Source organism: Parafrankia sp. EUN1f (genome assembly GCF_000177675.1).
In the GTDB taxonomy this organism is placed as follows: domain Bacteria; phylum Actinomycetota; class Actinomycetes; order Frankiales; family Frankiaceae; genus Parafrankia.
The window spans coordinates 40,509-54,949 of sequence record NZ_ADGX01000054.1 but is presented as its reverse complement, the minus strand read 5'-3'; the positions used below and the strand labels follow the sequence as shown (position 1 = coordinate 54,949).

At 70.7% G+C, this 14,441-nt stretch carries 11 protein-coding genes and 2 pseudogenes; 3 read left to right on the top strand and 10 right to left on the bottom strand.

Annotated elements, in window-relative coordinates:
• Window positions 1-48: 48 nt before the first annotated feature.
• The 8 genes and pseudogenes from FREUN1FDRAFT_RS17755 to FREUN1FDRAFT_RS17730 all read right to left on the bottom strand — a co-directional run bounded on the left by FREUN1FDRAFT_RS17755 (window position 49) and on the right by FREUN1FDRAFT_RS17730 (window position 9,932).
• A complete protein-coding gene (locus FREUN1FDRAFT_RS17755; RefSeq protein WP_035952035.1) occupies window positions 49-1,902 on the bottom strand; it encodes a WD40 repeat domain-containing protein in 1,854 nt (617 codons plus the stop codon).
• Between the two features lie 561 nt (window positions 1,903-2,463).
• Window positions 2,464-2,673, bottom strand: a pseudogene (locus tag FREUN1FDRAFT_RS48075) (helix-turn-helix domain-containing protein); the annotation flags it as partial.
• 9 nt (window positions 2,674-2,682) lie between these two features.
• Window positions 2,683-3,150 (bottom strand): hypothetical protein, encoded by a 468-nt coding sequence (locus tag FREUN1FDRAFT_RS45195; protein ID WP_198144384.1) that lies wholly within the window; start codon window positions 3,148-3,150, stop codon window positions 2,683-2,685.
• 272 nt (window positions 3,151-3,422) lie between these two features.
• Window positions 3,423-6,518 (bottom strand): Tn3 family transposase, encoded by a 3,096-nt coding sequence (locus FREUN1FDRAFT_RS17750; RefSeq protein ID WP_035952069.1) that lies wholly within the window; start codon window positions 6,516-6,518, stop codon window positions 3,423-3,425.
• Between the two features lie 263 nt (window positions 6,519-6,781).
• Window positions 6,782-7,256: pseudogene (locus FREUN1FDRAFT_RS17745) on the bottom strand (DUF6326 family protein).
• Window positions 7,257-7,499: 243 nt separating this feature from the next.
• A complete protein-coding gene (locus FREUN1FDRAFT_RS17740) occupies window positions 7,500-8,156 on the bottom strand; it encodes a response regulator transcription factor (RefSeq protein ID WP_006541502.1) in 657 nt (218 codons plus the stop codon).
• Entirely contained in the window at window positions 8,153-9,295 is a 1,143-nt protein-coding gene (locus FREUN1FDRAFT_RS17735; protein ID WP_006541501.1) for a sensor histidine kinase, read from the bottom strand. The genes FREUN1FDRAFT_RS17740 and FREUN1FDRAFT_RS17735 overlap by 4 nt, the downstream gene beginning before the upstream one ends.
• A 181-nt stretch (window positions 9,296-9,476) precedes the next feature.
• On the bottom strand, window positions 9,477-9,932 hold the full coding sequence (locus tag FREUN1FDRAFT_RS17730) for a MarR family winged helix-turn-helix transcriptional regulator (RefSeq protein ID WP_006541500.1): 456 nt from the start codon (window positions 9,930-9,932) through the stop codon (window positions 9,477-9,479).
• Window positions 9,933-9,998: 66 nt separating this feature from the next.
• Here FREUN1FDRAFT_RS17730 and FREUN1FDRAFT_RS17725 point away from each other — a divergent pair, with 66 nt between their 5' ends.
• A complete protein-coding gene (locus FREUN1FDRAFT_RS17725; RefSeq protein ID WP_006541499.1) occupies window positions 9,999-10,826 on the top strand; it encodes an alpha/beta fold hydrolase in 828 nt (275 codons plus the stop codon).
• A 134-nt stretch (window positions 10,827-10,960) separates the two neighbouring features.
• On the opposite strand, the gene FREUN1FDRAFT_RS17720 is transcribed toward FREUN1FDRAFT_RS17725, so the two are convergent.
• Window positions 10,961-11,548: a YdcF family protein gene (locus FREUN1FDRAFT_RS17720; protein ID WP_006541498.1), complete on the bottom strand. Its 588-nt coding sequence runs from the start codon at window positions 11,546-11,548 to the stop codon at window positions 10,961-10,963.
• Window positions 11,545-12,438 (bottom strand): LysR family transcriptional regulator, encoded by an 894-nt coding sequence (locus FREUN1FDRAFT_RS17715; protein WP_035952034.1) that lies wholly within the window; start codon window positions 12,436-12,438, stop codon window positions 11,545-11,547. Before FREUN1FDRAFT_RS17715 ends, FREUN1FDRAFT_RS17720 begins: the two co-directional genes overlap by 4 nt.
• A 132-nt stretch (window positions 12,439-12,570) precedes the next feature.
• Between FREUN1FDRAFT_RS17715 and FREUN1FDRAFT_RS17710 the strand changes: the two genes are divergently transcribed.
• Together FREUN1FDRAFT_RS17710 and alr are read left to right on the top strand one after the other, a co-directional pair.
• Entirely contained in the window at window positions 12,571-12,957 is a 387-nt protein-coding gene (locus tag FREUN1FDRAFT_RS17710; protein ID WP_006541496.1) for a nuclear transport factor 2 family protein, read from the top strand.
• A gap of 294 nt (window positions 12,958-13,251) precedes the next feature.
• Window positions 13,252-14,433: an alanine racemase gene (gene alr / locus FREUN1FDRAFT_RS17705; protein ID WP_006541495.1), complete on the top strand. Its 1,182-nt coding sequence runs from the start codon at window positions 13,252-13,254 to the stop codon at window positions 14,431-14,433.
• Window positions 14,434-14,441: the final 8 nt, after the last annotated feature.

The following is a 14,441-nucleotide window of genomic DNA, read 5'->3' as shown; positions in this document are numbered from 1 at the left end:
GCTACCGGTGGCCAGCAGCGACCCGTCCGGACCGAATCCCACCATGCCTCACCTGACCGGTGTCGCCGGTGAGCAGGGAGCTGATTTGGCGTGGGTGGGTCGGGTCGGACGATCGTCCCAGAGCCGCACCGTGCCGTCGCTGCTACCGGTGGCCAGCAGCGACCCGTCCGGACCGAATCCCACCATGCTCACCTGACCGGTGTCGCCGGTGAGCAGGGAGCTGATTTGGCGTGGGTGGGTCGGGTCGGAGATGTCCCAGAGCCGCACCGTGCCGTCGCTGCTACCGGTGGCCAGCAGCCGCCCGTCCGGACCGAATCCCACCATGCTCACCTGACCGGTGTCGCCGGTGAGCAGGGAGCTGATTTGGCGTGGCGTAGTACCAAGGGTTTCCAGGAGGTTGCTGCGGGCGCTGGCCCCAGGCGCGATGTCGTTGGCGGCGATAGCGAGGCGCAGGGCGGTGGTGGTATCTGCCTCGCGGGCGCTGTCAGCGAGGGTGAGCAACTGCCGGGCGACCGCGATGCGCTGCTGCTGTTCTGTGATCCGACGCTGGTCGTTGGCCCTCTGGCTCTGCAGGGAGGCGACGACTCCTAGGCTGGTGACGACCAGCAGTAGGACGGTCAGGCCGGTGAACATGTTGATGAGGCGGCGGCGGGCACGGCGGCGGCTGGTAACTAGGAATAGCCGGGCTGTCAGGCTGAGGTCGTCAGGGGCGAGGAGACCGAGGACGGCGGCGGCCCTGTTATAGGTCCACAGCTGTTCGCGCGGCCGGCCGGCTTGCTGCCAGTCGTAGGCGGCGGTCTCGGCTTGGGCGCGCTGGCGCAGCCGGTCCGTGTCGTCGGCGATGGCCTGGGTCAGTGGAGGCCAGGCGGTGAGGAATCGCTCATGGGCGACTTCGACCGTGGCCGGCCCTGTAGGCGGAGTGTCGACGATCAGCAGCCGGCGGTTGATGAACGGGTCGAGTTGGGCGCGGATGGGGTCTGACAGGTGGTCGAGCAGGAGCCTGCGGCGGATGGGCCGTTCGTCGATGTCGACGGTAGCCAGTTGCAGCAGCGCGGCCAGAACCTCCTGCCGGGTGCGGCTGGTGGCTGCGATGGCGTCGGCGAGGGCGGCGTCGGCGTGGTCAACCAGTGAGCCCCGGACCCCGCCGATCTGTTCATACAGTCCGGCTGACAGGACGTTTGTGTCCACATCCTGGGCGGCCAGAGAGAGGCGCTGGAGGGTGTAGGCGAGCAGCGGGAGGGCCTGGCCGTCACCGGTATCAAGGACCATCTGGGTGACAAGCTCGTCGTCGATATGCAGTCCGGCCAACCGGGCTGGTTCGGCGATCACTACGGGCAGCCGGTCCTGGGTTAGCGGCGCAAGTGCCTCCGCGTGCACAGTGAGCCCGGCCTTCGCGGATGCGTCCAGAAGCGGGTCGAGGTACTCCGACCGCAGGGTTGCGACCACCCGGGCTCGTGCCACGCTCGCCGCTGCCAGTAGGGCCAGGAACCGGTTTCGGCCCTCCACGCTGGTGCTTACGAGCAGTTCCTCGGCCTGGTCGATGACCAGTAGCAGCCGTTTCGCTGGCGCTGCCGCGGCCAGCAACTCGCCGACAACGTGGGCAACCATGAGCGGGTCGTCCAGCTGGGGCGTCAGTGTCTCGGTTTCCCACTCCAGGCCGTGGCGGCGACCTGCATCAGCCAGGGTCGCGGCGAGCGCGGCGGCGGGCTGGCTGCCAGGGCTCATCGGCAGGGTTACCAACCAATCGCCGTCGGCTGCCAGGGCGGGTACGAGACCGGCCGCGACCAGCGACGACTTGCCGCACCCCGACGGGCCCACAACCGCCACCAGCTCGCCCGCGTCCGCCAGCGACAACATCCGGTCGGTCAGCCGGCGAATCTCGGCCTCCCGGCCCCTGAACATCGTGGCTCGGTTCGCGTCGAACGCGGCAAGTCCTGGAAACGGAGATGGCCCGGGTACCTCGGGCACTCGTGCGACGCCACGTCCCTCTGACATCGCGGTCTGGACACGGTGCAGGGCTGCGATCCAATGGCTGACATCCTGTGCTGGCACCTCGCACACAGCGAGGAACGTCTCCAGCGTCTCCTGAGATGGTCGGCCCTTGCTGAGCAGGTCTGATGTGGTGCTGCGGGGCAGCCAGCGTGCCTGTCCGTTCTTGCGCGGCGGCAGTTGGCGGGCCTTCGTCTCCAGGTTTGCCAGAGACAGACCCAGGCGTTGGCGTAGCGCGTCGAGCGCGGCAGCCAACTCCTGCGGGGTGTTGATGAACGCAGGATCTTGAACGGTTGACCCGCCCTCACTGGCGACAGCTCCAGATGTGGATTGCCGTGCCGAGGCTGTGACAGCCCCAGCCCCAGGGGCACTGCCCGGAGGCTGGTCAGGACTGGCGTGGCGTGCGCTGCCCGCTTCTGGGCGCGGAAGGCTCCGCCAGCGCTCCAGCCACAACTGCTGCTGGCTGCTCGGGACGCCACATGCGGCCACATACGCCCACGCCACGTTCCAGCTGGGCACCTCCTGCCCAGAGGCCGCGGAGGAAAGCGTGGGTGCCGAGTAGTGCGCACGCTCCGACATCTGCCGGTAGGTCAGGCCGGCTCCCCGTCGCAGAGCTCGCAGTTGGAGTGCGAACTCCGCGACGGGGCCGTCTGACGGGTCTACCGGCCTCTCGGGCCGGGGCACAGCCCTGGTCTAGGCAGTCGACTGGTCGGCGTCACCGGAGCTGAGATCGAACATCCGCCGCACGATCTCCAGCGAGAGAGCCGCTGTGGCGCCGACCAGGGAGAGCGCCGCCGCAGCGTCGTAACCCTGCCGCACGAGAACACCAACGATGACAATAATGATCACCAGGGCGACAAGCTGGACGACGATCCCCGGACCGCCACCTGACCCATTTCGGACATATCCACGCACAGAAACACGACCTTTCGACACAACATCTGGTCCGGACGGGACTTGAGTAGGGCGTTGCCAGGCGCCGAGCTGATGCCGGTAGCCAGCCGGTATCGACACATGGCGTCGCCACATCGTGGCGCGGGCGGCTGATCCTGTCACCGGTTGGTTGTTAGAAATGCTCATAAGCAAACGAAAGCGCTCCATGGATCTTGCTGCCGGACCGGCATCTAACAACTCGCGGACGTTCGAAGGGTTGTTGCCCAACAATTAGCCTGAGCTTCGAAACCGCAGGTGGCAGGGGCCGAACCCCATGCCGACATCCGGATCAGTCCGGCCCTCTAGCCGGATCCCCGCAGCGGCAGGTGAGCTATCCCTGCAGCGTCACGTACCTACACGGCGACCTGCCCGAGACGACGTCTGATTGGTCCGGACGGGCGGCTCGGCCGAGGGAGCCCCTTGTTAGCCGCTTGGGGCTCCCTCCCACACACCACGTGGCCAGACAGTTCGCCACGGTGCGCGGCGACCACGCCGCTCGACTACTCGTCCGACCAGGCAGGGTCACGCAGGGGACGCAGTCCCGGTCCGGTCGGAACGGTGAAGGCATAGCGGCCCAGGCAGTTGAGGTGGGCGTGCCCGAGCGGGGAGAGCCGGGCGACGTCGTCCTCGGACACGACATGGCCGGCGGCACGTAGGGCGGTGACGGCGGCGTCGAGGTAGCGGGTGTTCCACAGCACGACCGCGTTGAGGACCAGGCCGAGCGCGCCGAGCTGGTCCTCCTGTCCTTCGCGGTAGGCCTGGTAGATCTGTCCGCGGCGGCCGTGGAAGATTGTGCGGGCGAGTTTGTGGCGGGATTCCTGCACGGTGGTCTGGGTGTTCACCGCCCGGCGGTGGGTGTCGTCGAGCGGGTCGACCATCGCGAGCAGGTGCAGGGTCTTGGCGATCCGGCCGTACTCGGCGAAGGCCTGCCCCAGCGGGGTGGGGTGGCCGTCGCGGCCGAGCATCCGCAGCACGTCGTAGGCGCGGACCTGCCCGGTGACCAGGGAGCCGGCGACGCGCAGCAGGTCGGGCCAGTGGTCGAGGATCCGGCGCAGGTTGACCTTGTTGCGGGCGATCGCGTTCAGCGGCCCGTAGTCGCCGGCGGGGTCGCCGGGCCAGGTGGCCCGCCAGTAGCGGGTGTCGCCGATGTCGGCGATCCGGGGGGAGAACCGGTAGCCCAGCAGCCGGAACACGCCGAAGACCAGGTCGGAGTAGGACGCCTCGTCGGTCGCGACGACCTCGGGTTTCGGGCCGGCGTCGAGGTTGAGCAGCACGTCGAGGATGTGCAGGCTGTCGCGGGGCGTACCGGGTACCACCTTCGCACCGATCCCGGCGACCTGGTCGTTGACCGCGTTCAGCCAGGTCAGGCCCCGCTTGTAGCCGAAGTACTTCGGTGACGGCCCGGCGTTGAGGGTGCGGACCGGGACGACGAACCGCAGCCCGTCGACGGAGGCGAGCAGGCCGCCACCCCACACTGCGGCGATCGGGATCCGGCTCTGCGCGTCGATGAGGGCGGCGTTCGCCGCTGTGTGGGTCTCGGCCCGCAGGTAGTTCTGGTCCACGTGCGAGAGCCGCCCGCGGGTGAGCGCCTCGTCGTTCGGGTTCGTCACCGGGGTCAGCCCGACGTTGCAGGCCTCGGCGACCAGCAGCGCCGCGACGGAGAGTGGGAGGTCCCGTATCCGCGCGACCGCGCCGGAGACATGGACGTAGGCGTCGAGGAACCCGGTCCAGGAGTGGACTTCCAGCAGCAGCTCGGGCAGATCGACGCGGGGCAGCATCGCCGCCGTCCGCGCACGCAGTACTTCCAGGCTCGGGGGAATCTCCAGCGCTTCGAGGCGTTCGACCGCGAGCCGCATCCGGCTGTCGCCGTCCGGTACGACCCGCACCGACGCCGTCTCCCCGGCCTCGGCGAGGCGGGCAGCCATCTGCCGCCACGCCGCGTCGAGCGCGTCGACCTGGCCGCGCAGATGGGTCTCGGCCGGGCCGGACAAGCCCAGCCCGTCGAGGATGTCCCCACGCACCGCCGTCCACGCCGACCCGGCCAACAACCGGGCCCGCGGATCGCCCCACCGGTGGGACGGCACGGCGTAGACGTCGCGGACCCGCAGCGCCCGATGCAACTGCTCCAGCACGCAGATCACGTAGGCGTCGCGGTCGACCGCCCCGTCGGGCAGGTCCGGGTTGGCGTAGACCGCACGTCGCCACATCGACGGCACCAGATCGCCATCGATCTCCTCCGGTGTCAGCGGCTTGGCCTTGACCCGCCGGGCCGCGAGGCCCGGCAACGCGCGCACCGCCTCCAGCACCGGCTGGCCAGCCGCAGCGGCAGCCAGCGACGACTCGCCCAGCAGCGGCAGGAACGAGCGGACCGTGCGGTACCGCTCGGCGAGCGCCACCCGCATCGCCACCTCCGCCGAGCCGTCATCGTCCGGCACGAGCTCCTCGACAACGGCGATCGCGCCGGCGACCCGCTCCCGCGGCGCCACCGCCTCCACCGCCGCCCAGGCCGCCGCCACATCCACACCCCGGCCGTGAGCCGCCGCCGCGTCGAGAACGTCCACCAGGGCGCGGCCGGCCAGCGCCAGCACCCGCGATGCCCGCTCCAGGCGGGGCAGCCAGCCCAGCCGTTCGGCGTTCGACGCCTGCCGCGACGGGTTGATCAACTTCGTGGCCATCAGCAACGCGAACAGATCGAGTGCGTCGTCGACCGCGACCGCGTCCAGATGCCGCGCCACCGCCAGCAGCGTCGCGGTCCGCCGAGGCTCGGCCAGCTCCGCCAGACTCGGCGCCTTACTCGCCAGCCCATACCGGGCCAGCGAGGCCAGCCGGTTCGCCGGCACCACCGAGCAGTCCACCCGCCGCACCCCGAGCCCGGCCAGATCAGCCGCCCGGTCCAACGCCTTCACCAGCGCAGACCCCGACACCCGCGTCGGCGCCCGGCGCCACTCCTCCAACCGCGACACCCGCCCACCCGGCGGCACCGCCAACGCACCAACCAGCACGCCCGGCAGCATCGGATCAGCCGCCGCGGCCGCCTCAGCAAGCGTGGCATGCATCCTGCCCGCCGCCGCCTCGCGGACCGTGTTGACCAGCCGGGTCAGCACCGTGACCCCCGGCAGCAGCACCCGCGCCCGGCGCAGCCAGCCGACACCCTCGTCGAACAGCGCGCCCGGTCCCTCCGCGTGCGTCCACGCCCGGCCATCCAGGAACCGGCGGAACTCAGCCGCGGCCCGCTCGTCCTCGAACGGGCGGAACCCGTAGGCGTCGCGGATCTCCCAGGCATGCTCGTAGGCCGTCTTCGACCGCTCGGTGTACCGCTTCACGCACGACACGTCTCCGATCCCCAACTGCTGCCCGAGGTACTCCACCACCGGCCACGGCACATCCAGCGGATCCTCCAGGAACAGCCCCAGGAACCGCACCGTCGTCGCCTGCACCACAAACCCCAACCGGTTGTGATCACCCCGCCGGTCCGCGATCAGACCCCGATCGACGTCATCCAGGAAGAAGAACCGCTCCAACTCCGCCCGTGACGGCACCCCCTGAAACCGGCCATACCGGGCCACCTGCGCATCAGTCAGGAACTCCAGCGGCACACCCCGGAACGTAACCAGCCAGACGCGCAGCGGGAACGGGAATCGCGGACCCGACCACACCGTGGCCTAGATCCTCGCTAGCGCCAACGACTGAACGGTTCTTCCTCGACCCCGAACACCACCGGCGCCCGCAAGGTCCCGCAGGACGCCCCGACCAGCTTCGTCCCGGCCCGCTGGCGCGGCTACCTGGCCACCGCCACGAGAGGCCCACACCGCGGCGCCGAGGCAGATGGCTTCGAACAGGACGGGGACCGTTCTTGGGTTCACGCTTGCTGCTGGGCGCGAACGGTTTCACGGTCCGGGCTGGTCGCCGACGGTGCGGGGCCAGGTCCAGGCGTACCGCACGATGAGGGCGAGCAGGATCAGTTCCAGTACGATGCCAAGGCCGTAGAAGTACAGCCAGGACTCGCCCACCGCGTTGAATGCCGTGACGGGAACGTAGAGCGAGGCCACGATGAGGTTCGTGATGCGGGTCGCCCGGGCGGGCAGCGTCATCGACAGCACGACCATGAGGATCGGGATGGCCACTAAGGTCAGCGCCGTGGTCGAAAAGGTCTGGGAGAGGTCGAACTCGAAGACCTTGCCGTCGAGGACGTCTTCGATGACGCCGGGCGTGAAGAAGTTGAGAATGTCCACGTAGGCGTACAGGAACATGAAGCTGGTCCACGCCGCGGCGAGCTTGGCTCTCACCGGGATCGGCTGGTCTTCCAGTGTGGTGGTGGGTTGACGCGTTCTCATCATGGGCTCCGTCGTTGGTGAGGATCGGTACGTCCACGATCGCTGAGCCCGGCGGCGGGCACATCGGCCCGGAGGCCGGAGTTCGCCTGGCCGATGAGATGGTCTCTCTCCCGTGCTTTCGGCTGATCCGCCGCTGCCGCGCTGTCCCTACACTGGACAGAAGGTGACGAAGGCACTGCGCTCGTTGTGGGCCTCGGTCGCCCCGGCCGGGACCAGTCGTCGTGCATGTACGTCAGGTTCGGTTCAGTGCCCCACCCGGCCGGTGTCGTAGGCCCACATCGCGATCTCGACCCTGTTCCGGGCGCCGATCTTGGCCAGCAGGCTCGCGACGTGGGTCTTGGCGGTCGTCAAGCTGATGAACAGCTCGGCGGCGATCTCCGCGTTCGTGCGGCCGACAGCGACCAGTTTCAGCACCTCCTCCTCGCGTTGGGTGAGCGGCTCGATCGGTTGGGTACGGCGTTTCGATGAGGCCCCCGCGGCAAGGGTCGCTAGCAGCCTGCGGGTGATGTTCGGCGCGATCAGGGCGTCGCCGACGGCGGCGGCATGGACAGCCTGCACCAGCAACGCTGGCCCGGCATCCTTGAGGAGAAATCCTCGGGCTCCGGCCCGAAGCGCGCCGTGGACGTACTCGTCCAGGTCGAACGTCGTGATCACCACCACCGCGATGGGGTCCGCTACGCCCCGCCCTGCGAGGAGCTCGGTCACCTCGATGCCGTCCAGCCCGGGCATCCGAATGTCGACCAGGCACACGTCGGGGCGGAGCCGATGCGCCAGCTCGACGGCGGCCTTGCCGTCGGCGGCTTGGCCGACGACCTCGATGTCGGGCTGGGCGTCAAGGATCATCGACAGGCCGGTGCGCACCAGATCCTGGTCGTCTGCCACCAGCACGCGCGTCGTCATAGGGGCAACTCCATCGGCAGCTCGGCGTCGACCGCCCACCCGCCCTCGGGCGTCGGCCCAGCGCGTAGCGTGCCGCCGAGCAGCTGCACGCGCTCGGTCATCCCCAGCAGCCCGAAACCGTGGGTCGCTGGCCGCGCCGGGTCGATCTGGCCGTCGTCGGTCACGCGGAGCCGCAGCCTTCCTGCGCCCTCGACGACCCTGATCTCCACACGCGAGGCGTTTCGGGCGTGCCGCAGCGCGTTGGTCAGCGCCTCCTGCGCCATCCGGTACACGGCGGCGTCGACCTGGGGCCGAAGTCCGGCCAGATCACCCGCCAACTCCACGTCGACGACGGGGTCCGGTTCGCGGCGGGCGAGGAACACCAGGTCGGCGACGCCGGGCTGGGGACCGTACTCCGCCGGCGCTCCGTCACGCAGCACCCGGACCATCGCTCGCATCTCCGCCAGCGTCCGCGACGCTTCCCCCTCGATGATCGCAAGCGCCTCGAGCGCCGCTTCAGGTCGCTTCGCGGCCATCGTCATGCCAGCCTGCGCTTGCAGAGTGATCGCCGAGACGTGGTGGGCGACCGAGTCGTGCAGCTCGCGCGCGAGGCCGACGCGCTCCTGGCTGCGGACCTGGTCGAGCGCCCGGCGCCGACTCTCGGCGCGGTAGCGGAACGCCGCTCCGCCCGCTGCCGCCGCCGCCAGGACCGCCAACCCGCCGAAGAGCTCGGCTGGCCCGGTGTAGTCGGTCGCAAAGCTGAACACCGCGGCGACCGCAACCACCAGCAGCCCAATCACGATCTGACGCCCTGAGCCCCAGCGGACCAGCGAATAGACGAGCACCAGGATGTAGATCATCGTGTTTAGGCCCACGCCTGGGGTCCCGCCCAGCCAGCTCGCCAGTCCTAACGCCATCCCGGTGCCGAAGCCCACCACGACGCAGACCAACGGGTGAGTACGCCGCCACAGCAGCACCGGCGCAAGTCCGACCGTCACGATCGTCACGACCGGCCGCCAGGTGACGTCCTCTCGGAGGGTTCCTTCGAGCAACGCCGCCACCATCACCACGCCGACCAGCACCCGGTCGAGCCACACCCGTTCGGGCGTGTCCGCGGCGCGGGGCTCGTCCCAGAGCGAGCGCAGGCCGGTGGTGAACACACACCCAGCCTAGAGACAGCCCAGGCGTCGGAGACCCTCCGAAAGAACGAGACGCCGCTCCCCCCAATGGCAGAGGCGGGTCCGGCCTCGACCAGCAGCCAGGATGAGAGGTAGCGCTGTACCGGCCTCGGGGATCGATCGAACCGCACTTCCGCTCGATGACTGCTGTCCCCGACCCTGCTCAGGCTGAATGCGCCCGCCCGGCGGATTCCAACACCGAGGTCAGAAAGCGACGCACCGTCTCCAGCTCGCCCGCCTCGAAACCGTCCGCGGCTGCCACCACCTCGCCGATCACCGGCCCGAAGAAGGTCCACCCGAGTTCCGTGGCCTTCTCCTCCACCTCCAGCAGCACCCGTCGCCGATCGGCTGTGTCCCTGTTGCGGCGGACCAGTCCGAGCCGCTCCAGCCGATCCACCAGGGCGGTGGTCCCGGCCGAGTTCAGGCGTAGTTGCTCGCCAAGCCACCCGGGTGTGGCACGGGTACCGACCCGTGCCGCGTCCAGCAGGTGGATCAGCGCGCGCACATCGGTGGGATGTAGCCCGTGGCGCGCGGCGAACCTGGCGCCCAGCAGGTCGAACTCCACGGTCACCGCGCGCAGCAGGTGAACCAGTCCCATCGCGGGGCTCTGATCGTCCATGCACACTCCCTCGGACCTCTCTAATATCTCGCTGAACGAGATTATCGCCTAGCGAGAGGAATCTCCGTGCCGCCGTCCGCTTTCGATCTTGTCTACGACGAGCTCCGCGCCCGCTGGCCCGAGTCCACCGAGGAGCGCGACGTCGGTACCCCGTACGGGCGCACCCGGGTTCATGTGTACGGCCGTGCGGACGGCAGCCCGCTCGTGCTGCTGCCCGGCGGCTCAGCCACCGGCCTGGTCTGGTTCGCCAACGCACCGGCTCTCGGCACGCAGTACCGGGTCCATGCGGTTGATCTGGTGGGAGACGCCGGCCGCACCGAACGCCGGGGGGCAGCGTTGAAGAGCGCCGACGATCTGGAATCCTGGCTGGATGCGCTGATGGACGGGCTCGGGCTTGCCCGCACGCACCTGTGCGGTCACTCGTACGGCGCCTGGCTGGCCGTCAGGTACGCACTTCATGCCCCGCAGCGGGTCGCCCGCCTCGCCCTCGTCGACCCGACCCAGGTCTTCGCCGGATTCCGCCCTGGCTACCTGCTGCGCGCACTGCCCACCCTGATCCGCCCGAGCGAGGCCCGTGCCCGCGCCTTCCTGTCCTGGGAGACCGCGGACGTCCACCCGGACGAGACCTGGCAGCGTCTCTACGCGCTGGCCACCACAGTTCCCGGCCGCAAGTTCGTCACCGGCGGCCGCCCGCGGGCCGCCGACCTCCACATGCCGGTACTGGTCCTGCTTGCGGAGCACAGCCGCGCCCACCACGCCGTCAAGGTCGCCGAAAGAGCCCGCCGGACGCTCTCGCGGGGCGAGGTGGCGCTGCTCCCCGGAGCCACCCACCACTCCCTGCCACTCACCACGCCGAAGCAGTTGAACGAACGGCTGATGGATTTCCTGGACTGACCGCGCCGAACGTCATCCGCCCCGGCGGCCGGCACTCCTACCGTTGACCACGAACCATGGCGGCAGTCGCACCAAACCCACCAGCGGATCCTGTGACGATCACGCTCGCTCCCGGAACAGCATGAGCCATTCCGTCAGCGCCGGCGCCGACGCCCGAGCAGCGCGAGGGCCGGTTTGAGAAGCAGCCGCTCACCGAAGCGGTGGTCGCCACCGCGGACGAGGCGGGCGCCGAGGTCGGGGCGCTGGCGCCACAGGTAGGCGCGGGCCCGCTCGGCGTGCAGCGAGTCCGAGACGACCTTTATCCGGTCCGCGTCCTCGATCAGGGGGATGACGTTGCCGATGTTCTCCCAGGTGGAGCGGCTGACGCTGTCGACGGACAGCGGGCCGTGGTAGCCGCGCGCACCGCGGGCGTAGTCCGCCATCAGGTCCGCCTCCGCCCGGGGGCCGCCCACCGGGCCTCCGGCCAGGACCAGCCGGGACTCCACACCTTCGAGGGAACGCAGCCCGGCCCGGACCCGCCACCGGTTCACCGCGTTGATGCGTTCCGACCGGTTACGGAAACCGAGCACGACCACCACCTCGCCTGCCCCCCGCGGCGCGGGTGCGGGCGCGGTCGTACCGAGCAGGCGCCGTGATGCACGCCAGTGTTCCAGCTCGCCCCATCCCAGCACCCCCACGACCAGCAGGCAGGCACCCACCAGCCGCGTTCGGGCCGCGTTCACCGGTCCGCATCCTGCCCGGTGAACGCGGCCCGGCCGTGCGCGAGGAACTCCCGCACGGCCGGGCCGCGGGTGTTCCGCCAGATCAGGGCGAGCACGGCGGGGTCGTCGACGTCGTCGAGGGGCAGGAGGGTGAGCCGGTCACGGTAGGCGCCGGCCATCGAACTGCTGAGGATTCCCACGGCGAGCCCACGCGTGGCCAGGTCGGCGATCGCGTCCGGGGCGCTGGCCTGCAGGGTGATCTTCGGGGTGACGTGCCGGGCCGCGCAGGCCTGGTCGAACACGGTACGCAGCCCGGTGCCCGGTGGCATGCACGCGAGCGGGTGGCCGGCGACGTCGGCGAGGGTGATCGGCTGGATCAGGGTGAGCGGATGCCCGGCCGGGACGGCGGCCACGAGGCGATCACGGGTGATGGTCAGCGCGTCGAGCCCGTCGGGGACGGCGTGGGAGGTGCCGACGACGGCGAGGTCGACGTCGCCCGCGCGTACCCGGTGGATGAGCCGGGCGGAGGTGTCCTCCAGCAGCAGGATCTCCACGCCGGGGTGGGCCTGGTGGAAGGCCGCGAGGGCGTCGAACAGGGGGCTCACGGTGCAGCCGCTGACCATCCCGACGGTCAGTTCGCCGTGCAGGAGGCCGCTCACCGCGGCCACCGCCTCGCGTAGCTCACCCGCGGCGGCGAGCGCGGCCCGCGCATGGTCGAGTGCGGCCTTGCCTGCCGTGGTCAGGGTGGCGGTGCGGGTCGACCGGTCGAACAGGTCGGTGCCGAGTTCGCGTTCGAGCTGGCGGATCTGGGCGCTGACACCGGACTGGCTGATATGGACCCGCGCGGCCGCCCGTGTGAACGTCTGTTCCTCTGCGACCGCGACGAAGTACTCCAACTGCCGTAGCTCCATAACCACAGATTCTAGATCGCAGAAGATCTATGTGTTGGACTTCTGTGGCTGGGGCGGCCAGCCTGGGAAGGGACAGAGCGCACCGCGCCACCTCCACCGGGCGCCCCGGCGCCACCCGACGGAAGGATGTCCATGCCGGACTACGAGCAGTACGCGAAGGCCATGCGTCCCGAGGACCTCACCCGCCTGTTCGTCGAACGTTCCAATGCCGGGGACGCGGCCGGGGTCGCCGCGCTCTACGAACCGGACGCGGTGCTCGCCTACCCACCCGGCGGCCAGACGGTGGGCCGCCGCGCCATCCACGCGCTGTGGGAGAAGGTCCTGGCCGGCGGCCCCCGTTTCGAACCGGAACCATCCCTGCCGACGCTGGTCAGCGGCGACATCGCCCTCACCTCGACCCCACCCGCCGACGGGACCGGTGCTCGGGCGCAGGTCGCGCGCCGCCAGCCCGACGGAAGCTGGCTGCGGCTGCTCGACCAGCCCGAGTTCACCCGTCCCACCGCGGCGCCGGATATGTGACGTCCCGGCAGGTCGACCCCGCGCCCCGGCTGTCGGACTGACGTCCTGACGACGTTTCCTGGCGGTACCTGGCCCTTGGTCCGGAGAAGGCGGTACCTGAGGACAGGGATCCGGTTCCTCCGGAGGAGGCCGGCTGCCCCCCGGCGGGGCGACAGTGACCGGCATGACCAAATCGCTGGCCGCCCCGCGTGTCGCGGCGTGTTCCCCGCGGGGGAACCACGAGTCGCCCGTCCTGCCCGGGTGGTCGTTCGGCACGGCCCGGGTCCGGGTGGGCGCCGGCCCTCGGCGGGCCGGATGACACCCGCCACCCTGCGACGGACCGCCGCGACCGGTCCCACGCTGACACTCGACGTCGCGGCGGTCACCGCCAACGTCCGCACCATCAGCGCCATCCGCCGCCAGGCCGGTGCCTGTGGGGCCGGCGAGGTGATGGCCGTGGTGAAAGCCGACGGCTACGGGCACGGGCTGGCCGATGTCGCACGGGCAGCGCTGGCCGGTGGCGCGACACGGTTCGGGGTGACCAGCGTCGCCGAGGCGTACACACTGCGCGATCTGGGGTTCACCGAGCCTGTGCTGAGCTGGCTCAACCCGGTCGACGCCGACTTCACCCAGGCGACCCGCGCCGGGGTGGAGCTCGCCGTACCCAGCCACGCCCACCTGCGGGCGGTCGCCCGTCAGACACCCGGCGCCGGTGTCCATCTCCAGCTCGACACCGGGATGGCCCGCGACGGCGCCCCGCCCGAGCAGTGGGAGTCCCTGTGCCACACGGCACGGTGCGCCGAGCGGGCCGGTTTCGTCCACGTCGTCGGTGTGATGGGGCATCTCGCCTGCGCCGCCGAACCCGGCCATCCGGCCAACCGGCGGGGACGTGAATGCTTCGACTGGGGTGTCCGGGTCGCGCTCGGCGCCGGGCTGCGTCCCCGGGACCGTCACCTCGCGGCGACGGCCGCGACGCTGAGTGACCCGCGGACCCATCACAGCCTGAGCCGGATCGGCGCGGGCCTGGTCGGCATCGACGAGTCGGGCAGTGTGCGGCTGCGCCCGGCGCTGCGCCTGACCGCCCCGCTGGTCACCGTCCGCGCAGTGCCGGCGGGAACCGCGGTCGGCTATGGGCACACCTGGACGTCCCCGCGGGCGACCCGGCTCGGCCTGGTGCCCGTCGGGTACGCCGACGGGCTGCCCCGCTGCGCCGCCGCGCGTGCGCAGGTGCAGGTCGCCGGGGTGCGCCGCCGGGTGGTCGGGCGCCTGTCGATGGACATGACCGTCGTCGATCTCGGCCCCGATCCCGCCGCCTGCCCGGCGCGGGCCGGCGACGTGGTGACGCTGTTCGGTCCTGGGGACGGCGGCGAGCCGACGGCGGCGGACTGGGCTCGCTGGGCCGCAACGCTGGAGCACGAGATCGTCACCGGACTCGGGCCCCGGCTGCGCCGGGTCGTCACCGCTCACCCCGACCCCGAGGAACGGACCACGCGATGAGGGAGAAC

Coding starts and splice junctions, on each gene's coding strand:
- alr (WP_006541495.1), top strand. CDS start 13,252: ATGACACCCGCCACCCTGCGACGGACCGCCGCGACCGGTCCCACGCTG.
- FREUN1FDRAFT_RS17755 (WP_035952035.1), bottom strand. CDS start 1,902: ATGTTCAGGGGCCGGGAGGCCGAGATTCGCCGGCTGACCGACCGGATG.
- FREUN1FDRAFT_RS17730 (WP_006541500.1), bottom strand. CDS start 9,932: ATGGACGATCAGAGCCCCGCGATGGGACTGGTTCACCTGCTGCGCGCG.
- FREUN1FDRAFT_RS17740 (WP_006541502.1), bottom strand. CDS start 8,156: ATGACGACGCGCGTGCTGGTGGCAGACGACCAGGATCTGGTGCGCACC.
- FREUN1FDRAFT_RS17710 (WP_006541496.1), top strand. CDS start 12,571: ATGCCGGACTACGAGCAGTACGCGAAGGCCATGCGTCCCGAGGACCTC.
- FREUN1FDRAFT_RS17715 (WP_035952034.1), bottom strand. CDS start 12,438: ATGGAGCTACGGCAGTTGGAGTACTTCGTCGCGGTCGCAGAGGAACAG.